Origin of the sequence: Pseudoalteromonas sp. SR45-5 (genome assembly GCF_014163565.1) — a bacterium.
Lineage (GTDB): Bacteria > Pseudomonadota > Gammaproteobacteria > Enterobacterales > Alteromonadaceae > Pseudoalteromonas > Pseudoalteromonas distincta.
This window is the reverse complement of sequence record NZ_JACJDN010000046.1, coordinates 1-11906: the sequence shown is the minus strand read 5'-3', so window position 1 is coordinate 11906 and position 11906 is coordinate 1. Positions and strand designations below refer to the sequence as shown.

The window sequence follows — 11906 nt, the reverse complement described above, 5'->3', positions numbered from 1 at the left end:
GCGAAGAGCGGTGCGTAACCCTTCTTCAATTACTGGGTGGTAAAATGGCATATCAAGCATTTCTGGTACGGTCATTTTGTTGCTACCGAGCTTATAACCAAGATGACGCATATAACAACTTTACACCGATAATAAGTTTTTAGTGGACTGTTGAACAATGTCCATTTGTTTGTGCATTAAATCTCGAACAGCCCTGAGTTCTCGGGGATAAATATAGCCTCCAGAGAGTATATCTAGACTTAGCATTTCAGCTAACCGGCGTGCATCACTATGCTCGTTGGTATATTTTTAACCAGAGTATTGCTGGGTTGCAGCTGGATTCGCTAAGTGAAGTTTAAACTTTGCAGCTATTAATGCATCAACTAACCAATACAAATTAAATGTTGATTCAACAACAAGTCCTGCTAGCTTGTATTTATAAGGGGCTAAAAAGATAAAATGACAGAGATGTCATTATTTAAACGATTGCAGTTAAGCGTTTCACCCTGTTCATTAATGATAGGAATTACACTATTATTTGAATGCAAGTCAACTCCACCCCACCATATAGTTTTATACTAAGCTCCTCTGATAACGTTTATGTCTTGGTCAACACAACTATATCGAAAAACTCTAGGAGCTTTGTATATGATCATCAAATTTTGACTTTATACATCACAATTTTGCCTTGTCATTGTGCTATTTTCTTAGCGCTATAATAGATCACTTATTTAATGCAATTGCTATTAGTTGATTGAGCGTAGCCCATTTTTGTTTGTTTCTTTTTTAGTCTCTTTCATCAGTTTTTGTTCAGTTTGCTTATTATAGTGTGTCCCTAGAGTAGATTATTAATTGCTCGAGCTTGGGTTAGTATATGCTTTCACCTTGCTTTTGCTCACTCAAAAGAAAGGGAAATACGATAATGAAACAAATGGCTTCTTTTTTTCATTTATTAATGCGCGCTTTTTTACCGATCAGTGCATTGATTGTGTTAGTGCTAGTTCTGTTTTTAAATCCTTATAATTACCTCTCAATATTCGTCATCATTATTGCTGGTTTTTTTGTGGCACTAGGCATTAAAGACAGGTTGCAAACTAGTAGCACGTTGCTTAGAAATTATCCGGTAATAGCATGGATAAGGCACATATTTTACGACTTACGACCATTTTTACGCCAATACATTGTGGAGGATGATTTAGAAGGTACACCTTACAGTTTTGAAGCGCGTAATCTTATTTATGCTCGCTCGCAAGGTAAAAGTGATACGCGGCCTTTAGGTACAGAACGCAACGTAAAAGAAGACGGTTATACGTGGGTTTGCCACTCTATGGCACCTAAATCTCAGCCAGATACTAAGCCAAGGGTAACTATTGGTAATGAGCAATCTAGCCAACCTTATGAAGCATCCTTATTAAATATATCGGCAATGAGCTTCGGCGCATTATCGGGTAGAGCAGTTGAGGCATTAAATAAAGGCGCTAAAATAGGTGACTTTTATCATGATACCGGGGAAGGAGGGCTTAGTGAGTATCATAAAAAGCATGGTGGCGACATTGTATGGGAGTTAGGCACTGGCTACTTTGGTTGTCGCGACGAGCACGGCAATTTTGATCCAAAGCAGTTTGCTGATACTGCACAAAGTGAACAAGTAAAAATGACTGAAATAAAACTTAGTCAAGGTGCTAAACCAGGCCATGGTGGCTTGTTACCAGGCTCTAAGGTAACTGAAGAAATAGCCCGCACCCGTAAAGTTCCCGCTCATGAAGATTGTTTGTCGCCCGTTGGGCACTCTGCTTTTTCAACACCCGTTGAATTACTTGAATTTGCACAACATATGCGTGAGCTTTCTGGCGGTAAGCCAGTAGGGTTAAAGCTGTGCGTTGGTATGCCCCACGAGGTTATGGCGTTGGGTAAAGCTATGCTTAGCACTGAAATTTACCCTGATTTTATTGTGGTCGATGGCGCAGAAGGCGGTACGGGCGCTGCACCTAATGAATTGTCGGATTGGGTTGGTATGCCTTTAGAGGATGGTTTAGTAATGATGCAAAATATGTTAGTGGGTACGGGGTTAAGGAAGCATATAAAGCTCGGTGCCAGTGGTAAAATTTATAATGGTATGGGCATGGCTAAGCATATTGCTTTAGGCGCTGATTGGTGTAATGCCGCGCGTGCGTTTATGTTTTCCATTGGTTGTGTGCAAGCTAAGCGTTGTGACAAAGGGACGTGCCCTACGGGGATCACCACCCAAGATCCACAGCGCCAACGCTCGTTAGATATAGAAATACAATCACAAAGAGCAGCGCTGTTTCATTCTAAAACGTTAGCTGCATTAGGTGAAATTGTGGGCTCCTGCGGTGGCGTTCATCCTAGTGAGTTAGATCCCCATCAAATTATAACGCGCATAGATGCAGCACAATCTAAGTCAATTATGGAAGTCCATCCATTTTTACCTCCTAACAGTTTGCTTGATACCCCTGGCGATACAGCGTATTGCGATTGGTGGGAAGCTGCTTCTAAAGATACATTTAAGCCAATTAAAAATTTAACCGATGCAATGGGAACAACGTTATTAGCACATAAAAGAGGACATTACTAATGAGTACAACAGTTTCACACGTTATAGCAGACACTCTCGTACAAGCGGGAGCAAAACGTTGTTATGGTATTGTTGGCGACACAATAAATCATTTTACTGATGCGATTAGGCACACCGATTTAAAGTGGGTCAATGTACGTCATGAAGAAGTAGGTGGCTTTGCCGCCGGTGCAGAAGCTTATATGACAGAGCAGCTTGCTGTTTGTGCTGGAACGTGTGGACCTGGCAGCTTACATTTTGTAAATGGTATTTTTGAAAGCCACCGTAATGGTGCCCCTGTTGTTTTAATAGCCTCCAACATTGATAGGGCGGAGGAAGGAATGGATTTTCCACAAGAGTTGGACCAAACCAAAATTTACGAGCAGTGCTCTGTATTTTGTAAGCGTATTAGCCACCCAGATCAAGCTCGGCGTATCGTAACCCAGGCAGCTCAAGCGGCATTGGCACACAAGGGGGTGGCGGTGGTTGTAGTTAATGGCGATGTATTTAAGGAGAAAATAGATGATGATTTGCCTTGGTCGGTTCACCAGCCTCAACCGGTTATTCGTCCAAGTGACGACGAACTCAAAAAGCTTGCTGGTATGATTCTCGATGCAAAGCGCATTACCATTTACGCAGGTATTGGCGCCCGAAAGGCGCATGATCAACTTATTACTTTGGCAAAAAAGTTAAACGCTCCGATAGCTCATAGTTCGCGAGCAAAAGAATTTGTAGAGCCTAATAACCCTTTTAACATTGGTATGACAGGGATTTTAGGAAATCTTGCAGGAGTGCAAGCAATGAGCGATTGCGATTTGTTAATTTGCTTAGGTTCTGACTTTGCCTATACCCAATTTTATCCTGAAAAAGCCCGTATTGTGCAAATCAATAAAGAGGCTAACCATTTAGGGCGCCGTTCGCCTATCGAACTTGGTTTAGTGGGCGATGTTAAAGATACTTTAGCTGCGTTAACCCCACTACTTGAACAAAAATCAGATAATAGACATTTGAATGAATCGCTTGAGCAGTGGAAAAAAGACACTCAGGGCTACAATAAAAAGGCAAAACACGACTCTGACCTTATTCACCCGCAGTACCTGGCGCAGCTACTCAGTGAACAGGCCACTGATAATGCTATTTTTACCGCCGATGGAGGAAGTCCAATGGTTTGGTTATTAAGGCATTTAAAGGCTACAGGAGAGCGCCGTTTTTTAGCCAGTTTATTGCATGGTACTATGGCAAATGCGTATCCTCAGGCATTAGGAATTGCAAATGCATATCCTGATAGGCAAGTAATAGCAATGTGTGGCGATGGCGGGATCACCATGTTATTGGGAGATTTACTTACCTTAGTGCAAGAGAAAATAGCAGTTAAAATTTTAATTTTTAACAATGACTCACTCGGCTTTGTAGAAATGGAGCAAAGGGTAGAAGGCTTACTTGATAGTTACACAGGTCTCTCGAACCCTAATTTTGCTCTATTAGCACAGCAAATTGGCTTGCACAGTTGGCAAGTATCAGACCCTGATGAACTGCCTTCAACGATGCGCGCATGGCTAGATGCAAAAGGACCGGCTTTATTAGAAGTAAAAGTAAATAGAATGGAGTTAGTCATGCCGCCTAAAATAGAAGCAGGGCAGGTAGCCTCTACGGCTTTATTTGGCCTTAAAGCAGTACTAAATGGTCGTACTAACGAAGTAGTGTCGTTACTCAGAGATAACTTTATTAAATAATACAAATCTGCTTATATAGAGAGTCTATCTAACGTTAAGAAAATTGCGCTAGAACTAGGTGATGTTTTTATCTTTTTTGATTCGATTAACAATTAAGTGTAACAACTAAATTTTTTTGAGAGGTCAGCTTAAAAAAATACATAAAAAAGCCAAAACAGATGTTTTGGCTTTTGCTTAGCAAGTTTGTATGTGTGGTAAATAGGCTATGCGCCTGGGCCACATTCCATACATGAATTTACAATGTCTGGGCCAAATTTAAGTTTGGCGTTTAAGTCGCGAAGAGCGGTGCGTAACCCTTCTTCAATTACTGGGTGGTAAAATGGCATATCAAGCATTTCTGGTACGGTCATTTTGTTTTGTACAGCCCAAGCTAATAAGTGAGCGATGTGTTCGGCTTGTGGGCCAATAAATTCTGCACCTAAAAATAAGCCTGTACCTTGCTCTGCATATACACGCATATGACCTTTGTTTTTAAGCATTACTCGGCTACGGCCTTGGTTTTCAAAGCTTACTTCGCCTACTTCAAAACAACCGCATGGGCCTAATCGGTCAGTAATTTGCTTGTAGCTTTCGCCGACCATGGCTATTTGTGGGTCGCTAAATACAGCTGCAATTTTTGCTCTGCGCAGACCTATACGTACATCTGGGAAGCGCCCTGCATTTTGACCTGCAATAGCACCTTGGTCAGATGCTTCGTGTAGCAGTGGTAGCATGTTACTTGCATCGCCTGCTATAAATATGTTCGACTCACCACACTGCATTGTGTGCGTGTCTGCGTGCGGTACGCCGCGTTCATCAAGTTCAATGCCTGTGTTTTCAAGGCCTAGTTTATCTACGTTAGGTACTCGGCCTGTGGCTGCAAGTACGTAGTCAAACTGTTCGGTGTGTTTTTCACCTTGTTTGTCGGTGTAAGTTAGCTGTGCTTTGTCACCAACTTGCATCATGTCAGATACGTTTGAGTCGGTATCTACAAAAAATTCTTCAGCAAAAACAGTATTTGCGTAGTCTTTTACTACTGGATCTGTAAGTGGGCCAATTGCGCCGCCTACACCAAATAGTTTTACATTTACGCCTAGTCGGCTAAGTGCTTGGCCAATTTCAAGACCTATTACACCAGGGCCAAATACAGCGACTGATTCTGGTAGGTCATCCCAATCAAATACGTCGTCGTTTATAATAAGTTTGTCACCAAAGTTATTAAATACGCCAGGGTATGAAGGGCGTGAACCGGTGGCAATTACAAAGCGTTTTGCTGTAATAATTGTATGGTCGTCTATTTGTACGCGGTTTGCGTCTAAAAATTTAGCGTAACCACGAATTTTATCACCATCTGGTAATTCATCTACGGCTTCTACTACGAACCCTGCAAAACGATCTCGTTCACTTTTAACGCGTGCCATAACTGCTTTGCCATCAATGACAGGCTTTGAGCTATGAACACCAAATGCAGGTGCCATTTCAATTGCGTGTGCGGCTTCGGCGGCTGCAATCAATAACTTGCTTGGCATACAACCAACACGTGCACATGTGGTGCCGTATGGGCCTGATTCGATCATTAATACATTTTGTGTGAACTGTTTAGCATTACGATAAGCACTTAAACCAGCAGTGCCAGCGCCTATAACAACAACATCGGTTTGCAATTCTTTCATAGTGGTATCCTTTATTATTTTCAATCTAAGCGATGAGATTGATATAGAGGGGCGCGTACGCCCCTGCTATTTTTTACTTAATTAAGCAAAGTATTTTTCTAAGTCGTCTGAACCACCGATGTGCTTACCACCAATGAATATTTGTGGAACAGTGTCACGACCAGATACAGCTTTTAGACTTGTTAGTGATGCGCCTGCACCCATAACAATCTCTTCATATGCGAAGCCTTTTTCTGCAAGAAGCTCTTTTGCTTTTTTACAAAAAGGACAGCCAGGTTTAGTAAAGATGCTTACAGGTTCTGGTTTAGCTTGCTTAGGGTTGATGTAATCAAGCATTGTGTCTGCGTCAGATACTTCAAACGGGTCACCTGGTAAATCTGGTTCGATGAACATTTTGTCAACCACGCCATCTTTAACAAGCATAGAGTATCTCCAGCTGCGCTTACCAAAGCCTAGATCGTTTTTGTCTACTAACATGCCCATGCCGTCAGTAAATTCGCCGTTGCCGTCTGGTAATAAAGTAATGTTTTGCGCTTCTTGATGCTCAGCCCATGCGTTCATTACAAAGGTATCGTTTACTGATAAACATACAATTTCGTCAACGCCGTTTTGCTTAAGTACGCCTGCTAATTCGTTGTAACGTGGTAAGTGAGTTGATGAACATGTTGGTGTGAATGCACCAGGTAGTGAAAACACTACAACCGTTTTACCTTTAAAAATTTCATCTGTTGTTACTGATTTCCATTCGTTATTTTGACGAGTTGCAAATGTAACACTTGGGACTGTTTGACCTTCGATATTGTTTAACATAGTTTTTTATTCCTCTTGATTTGTTGATAGCCATTATGGCGAACAATTAAATATAGTTCCAATCGTTTGTTTGTATTAAACTGATAGTTATAAACTATCATGTGGAGCTGAATATGAACTTAAAAGATTTTGAATATGTAAAAGCAATAGCGCAATACAAGCACTTTCGCAAAGCTGCCAATGCATGTTTTGTAAGTCAGCCTACATTAAGTGGCCAAGTAAAAAAACTCGAACATGAGCTTGGCGTTACTTTATTTGACCGCTCAACTAAACAAGTTACGTTAACAGCAAAAGGTGAACGTTTGTTGACGCAAATAGAGATTATTTTAGAACAAACGCAAATACTCAAAGAACTTGCTGCTACTTCTAACGAACCTCTACAAGGTAAATTAACTATTGGTATTATTCCTACCATTGCGCCTTACTTGTTGCCTGCGTTATTAACATCAATGAAAGCGGCATTTATTGATAGTCAGTTTTCGTTTATTGAGATGCAAACAGCAACAATTTTAGAAGCTTTAAATAATGGCGAACTCGACTTTGCTATTTTAGCCGATGTGCCAGAGCTTATTAATTACCATACTGTTGCTTTATACAAAGAAGATTTTTTAGTGGCGGTATCACAAGATAACGCGCTTTCTAAGCATAAAAAAGTGGCGTTGAGCGACCTTCAAGGGTGCAGCCTTCTAATGTTAAGTGATGGTCATTGCTTTAAAGATCAAGCCCAAAAGTTTTGTTTTTCTGCGGGAGTCGATGTATCTAACCAGTATAAAGGTAATAGTTTAGAAACATTATTAGCGTTAGTGGCCATGGATGACGGTATTACATTTGTACCAAAACTGGCATGTACCGACCGTGTAGGGATTGATTACTTGCCTATATTCCCTAATCAGCAGCGTAATGTGGTGTTTGCATGCAGAAAGCATTATCCGCATTTATCGGGTGTAGAACAATTGGGCAAGTGGTTATCGGCTCACCCTAATTTAAAAGCTAAATTAACTAAAGATCTTGGCTGATTATTTCTACTACATCGTTAATTTGCACGCCAGGTAGTGGTTTGTCATCAATACTGACAGCTACTGCAGTTTGCTGATAAAGCTGCTCAACGCGAATTTTATTAAGCGTGGTGATGGTGTGTGGCATAACATTACCTGCCGCGTCGGTTAAATAGTTATGGTGCGCAATGCTTAGCATCTGGCCTTTTTTTAACCCATGAGCTTTACCTAAATTAATAACGATTTTGCTATTTTCCATGTGCATTATTTTGCCTTGAGTTGGCAAACACGCCATGGCTGCTTGAATGTCATAACTTACTGCTTGGTTGATATCGGTTATGCTTTGCCCATAAGGCGATTGCCAAAACCTATCACTATTAACGTCAACTATGGTTGTTTTTTCAAATGGCCAAATTGCTTGAGTATGGTAACTATTTTGCCAAAGTTGCTCATAGGTAGTGCCATCAAATAATACAAATTCAATGTTGTAACTGCGCTCGTACGCCTCGTCTTGCCAAAATGCATAATCGTTATTGAGTTTGTCGCTAGTTGAAAGGCTGGTTATTTGGCTAAGCAGAACATATTGAGCGTTACTGCGCGAAGATATTTCTTCTAATTGGGCATTTGAATAGTCGTGCTGTTGCGAAAAGTACTTATCAACGCTTATTGCATTATTATAGTAAGCAATAGGTACTGCGCTCATTTTTGATTTTTGCAGGGAAGTAAAAATATTTTTGCTAATCGCTTTGCTTACGTCAAATATTTGACCCATTTTGGCGTGTTCACGATGAACAAGTTGGCTTTGTGTAACGGCCACAAACTTATTAAAACTATTTTGTGGGCATTGCTCTGTTTGAGAAAAAATATCGAGCCGTAATGTAACGGCAAATTTATTGTCGTATTTATTTTCGCTGACCAGTTCAATTTTTTGAATTTCGCCGTGGCTGCTAATTTTTAGCTGATCTTGCATCAACACGCCATCTACCAAGGTTTGCACAGAGCTAACCCGTGCGCCAGAGAATACTAACGCCTGTGTAATCGCATCTTTTATAGCGGCAGATTTAGCAGCGCTTGTATCACCATTTTGGACGTTTGCGTGACCCGTTGATTCATACCACTGTGCTTTAGTAAAAGGGGAGAACGTTAATAATGCCGTTGCACTTAACCCTGCAAATGCCAATGATAAAAACGACTTCATACCTTTACTCCAATTAAACGTTAGCTATTAACTAGGTAGAGCAAGGACTGTACCAATGTTATTTGGTAATTATTAGTAATGCTATAAATGGCATTAAACGTGCATATGTACTGCTAATTACTATACAAGGGCTAAATGCTATGCGAGCAATTTCATTACTTATCACACTTGGGTGTTTAACCTTAGGTGGTTGTAGCAGCGTTTTTGATAAGCATGTTGAATATAAATATGTAGAGCCAAATAATTACCCCGTTTTAAAAGCGATAGGGTATGCACCTATTAGCTTGCAAAAAGGTGCTAACTTGTCGCAAAAGCAACTTATGGCCATTAAGGCTTCTAAGCTTGAAGCTTACCGGGAGCTTACTGAGCAAGTCTATGGGCAAAAAATTACCGCAGGAATAACGGTGGAAGGCTCAATTGCTCAAGACGATTACTTAGAAAGTAAAGTGCAGGGGCTTATTAAAGGTGCACAAATAATTAAAACTTACGCAGTAGATGATACTTACGTGACCGAGCTTGAGCTTAATATGAAGCGTGTGCACGATTTATACATAGGTGAAGTAAAACCACGCGAAGTTAAAAAAGTAACGTACTACTAAAAAAGTTATTCAAAATATCTCATCCTCCTATATTGAGTGCTATGCTGTTGTTAGGATTAATTTTAAGCAGATTGCGTAGTGCTCAACAGATGTATTTTATTGCCACTTATATTAACAGTGGCTCTGTAAATGGCGATTAAGCCAAGTCATTTAAATCCTCAATTATTTATATGGTGCAAAGCCAATTTGCGCTACCTATTGCTGTTTTTTGTACTCTCCAGTGGTGTGCTTGCAAGTCGACTAACTATTCAATTTAATACCTTTATAGAGCTCATGGGTCAAAAATATGGACCTGCGCGAGCGGCGGTTGCACGCAACTGGCAAAGCATGTTGGTGCAAACTCAAAACAAGCCAGAGCAACAACAAATTCTTATTGTTAATGATTTTTTTGCGCGTAATTTACGCTACCAGACAGATATTTTGCTATGGAAACAAAACGATTATTGGGCAACCCCTTTAGAAACATTAGGCAGAGGCCTCGGTGATTGTGAAGATTACGCAATAGCAAAATATATCAGCTTAAGAGCGTTAGGTGTGAGCGACGACAAGTTACGCCTTATTTATGTAAAAGCAAAAATTGCGGGCACTAACAAAACGCAAGCGCATATGGTGTTAGGTTATTTTGCTACACCAAACGCTCAGCCACTTATTTTAGACAGTTTAATAACAAAGGTTTTACCTGCTGCAAAACGTGTAGATTTAAGCCCTGTTTTTAGCTTTAACAGCCAAGGTTTATGGGCTAATAATTCAACCAAAAGTGTAGCCAGCCCAACAGCAAGACTTTCACGCTGGCGTAAAATTTTGGAGCAGACAACCCAAGAAGGAGTTATGTGGTAATGGCATCATTTTCCTTATCTAAGTATCTTAAAAAACGAAAAATAACACTCAGGCAAGAGCTATGGATTGCATTATTAATTGTTATTTTTGTGGGCTTTATAAGTAGTGTTTTAATTAGTACTAATTCGGCTAAAAGTTATTTTTCGACCCAGCTGTACTTAAAAAATGTAGATAACGCCAGCTCACTTGCGTTGATGATCAGTCAATTAGACAAAGACCCCGTTGAGCTTGAATTATTAGTTTCAGCCACATTTGATACCGGTCACTATAAGCGAATAGAGCTACAAAACCCGAATGGTGAGGTGATTGTTAAACGCACATTTACCGATGAGCTTAAAGCGACGGCTCCTAAGTGGTTTAGGGCAATGTATGGATTAAATGTTCAACCAGGAGTTGGGCAAGTAAATAATGGTTGGCAGCAATTTGGAACTTTGTTTATAGAAAGCCATAGTCAATATGCTGAGCAAGCCTTATGGGAAAGTGCGCTTAAACTATTTTTTAGTTTTTTAATTGTCGCTTTTTTTGCTTGTGTAGTTAGTGCTTACTTTTTAAGTAGGATATTAAAACCGCTAGATGATGTTGTGTATCAGGCTAATGCATTTGGTGAAAAACGTTTTATTAAATCCACCGTCCCTCGTACATTTGAGTTTGCACGTTTAGTGCAATCTATGAACCAATTATCTACCCGTTTTAGTCGTATTATTAAAGAAGATAGTAAACGTTTAGAAGAGCTTAGATTTAAATCACAACATGATGAGCTAACTGGTTTAGCAAATAGAGAATACTTTGGTGCAACGCTTGAGGCCCACTTACAAAAATCGAAAGATCATGCCCATGGCGCCTTGTTTTTATTTCGGGTTGTAAACCTAGATAAAATGAGCGAACAAATTAGCCGTGTAGAAATGGTTAATTTCTTACGTCGTTTTTCGCAGGTTTTAATCGAGTTTTTAGAATCAAATGAAGCACACTTTTCAGAAAACTACATAGCCCGAATATCACATAATGACTTTACTGTACTGTTTAGTGATACTGATGATATTGAGGTATTGAGTAAAAAAGTAGTTAGGCTTCATGAATCTTTTATTGAAGAGTATAAAAATATTGAATTAGCTATACCGCATAGTTGCACTTACATACAAAAGAATGACACGCGGTTTGATGTATTAAAACGAGCCGATGAACTTTTAAAATCAGCCGATAATAAACCAGGTGTTCAAGCAAAAGTAAGTGACAATAAACAAAAAAGCGAGTTATTTGATGATGCAACGAGTTGGCAAAATGCAATAGAAGAAGCTCTAGATAACAAAGCGCTAGAAATTAACACATACCCAATAACGAGTTTTACGGGGCAGTTGATGCAAAATCAATTAGGACTGAGCCTAGAGCTTGGCGGGCAAATATATCGGGCAAGTTATTATTACCAATGGGCTAATCGCTTAAAGTTATTAGCGCGTTTAGATTGGGGATTAATTAAGGCGTTGGTTGCTCAGTATAGTATTGAGCCACCAAGTGAGCTGATTTCGGTTGA

General features: G+C 40.0%; 9 protein-coding genes. 6 read left to right on the top strand and 3 right to left on the bottom strand.

Annotated features, from left to right (window positions below):
• Positions 1 to 901 precede the first annotated feature (901 nt).
• Both H5072_RS03385 and H5072_RS03380 read left to right on the top strand, forming a co-directional pair.
• The gene (locus H5072_RS03385) at positions 902 to 2575 is read left to right on the top strand and encodes an FMN-binding glutamate synthase family protein (protein WP_220488493.1); all 1674 of its coding nucleotides are present in this window, start codon (positions 902 to 904) and stop codon (positions 2573 to 2575) included.
• Positions 2575 to 4287: a thiamine pyrophosphate-dependent enzyme gene (locus tag H5072_RS03380; RefSeq protein ID WP_165723556.1), complete on the top strand. Its 1713-nt coding sequence runs from the start codon at positions 2575 to 2577 to the stop codon at positions 4285 to 4287. Before H5072_RS03385 ends, H5072_RS03380 begins: the two co-directional genes overlap by 1 nt.
• Positions 4288 to 4490: 203 nt before the next feature.
• Here the strand turns inward: H5072_RS03380 and H5072_RS03375 are convergent, their stop codons facing one another.
• Both H5072_RS03375 and H5072_RS03370 read right to left on the bottom strand, forming a co-directional pair.
• Positions 4491 to 5939, bottom strand: a complete 1449-nt coding sequence (locus H5072_RS03375; protein ID WP_182672506.1) for a dihydrolipoyl dehydrogenase — start codon at positions 5937 to 5939, stop codon at positions 4491 to 4493.
• Between the two features lie 81 nt (positions 5940 to 6020).
• On the bottom strand, positions 6021 to 6749 hold the full coding sequence (locus H5072_RS03370; RefSeq protein WP_182692706.1) for a glutathione peroxidase: 729 nt from the start codon (positions 6747 to 6749) through the stop codon (positions 6021 to 6023).
• Between the two features lie 113 nt (positions 6750 to 6862).
• On the opposite strand from H5072_RS03370, the gene H5072_RS03365 reads away from it, so the two are divergent.
• Positions 6863 to 7765 carry a LysR substrate-binding domain-containing protein gene (locus H5072_RS03365; protein WP_182692705.1) on the top strand — a complete coding sequence of 301 codons (903 nt, stop codon included), beginning with the start codon at positions 6863 to 6865 and terminating at the stop codon, positions 7763 to 7765.
• Here the strand turns inward: H5072_RS03365 and H5072_RS03360 are convergent.
• Positions 7749 to 8942 carry a flagellar assembly protein FlgT gene (locus H5072_RS03360; protein WP_182692704.1) on the bottom strand — a complete coding sequence of 398 codons (1194 nt, stop codon included), beginning with the start codon at positions 8940 to 8942 and terminating at the stop codon, positions 7749 to 7751. The two genes, H5072_RS03365 and H5072_RS03360, sit on opposite strands and share 17 nt — an antisense overlap.
• Before the next feature lie 140 nt (positions 8943 to 9082).
• On the opposite strand from H5072_RS03360, the gene H5072_RS03355 reads away from it, so the two are divergent.
• From H5072_RS03355 to H5072_RS03345, 3 genes are all read left to right on the top strand, one after another.
• Positions 9083 to 9541, top strand: coding sequence for an LPP20 family lipoprotein (locus H5072_RS03355; protein WP_182692703.1), 459 nt, complete (start codon positions 9083 to 9085; stop codon positions 9539 to 9541).
• A 129-nt stretch (positions 9542 to 9670) separates the two neighbouring features.
• Positions 9671 to 10378 (top strand): transglutaminase-like cysteine peptidase, encoded by a 708-nt coding sequence (locus tag H5072_RS03350; RefSeq protein ID WP_182692702.1) that lies wholly within the window; start codon positions 9671 to 9673, stop codon positions 10376 to 10378.
• On the top strand, positions 10378 to 11906 hold a 1529-nt coding region (locus tag H5072_RS03345), incomplete at its 3' end, for a LapD/MoxY N-terminal periplasmic domain-containing protein (protein WP_182692701.1). The genes H5072_RS03350 and H5072_RS03345, both read left to right, overlap by 1 nt.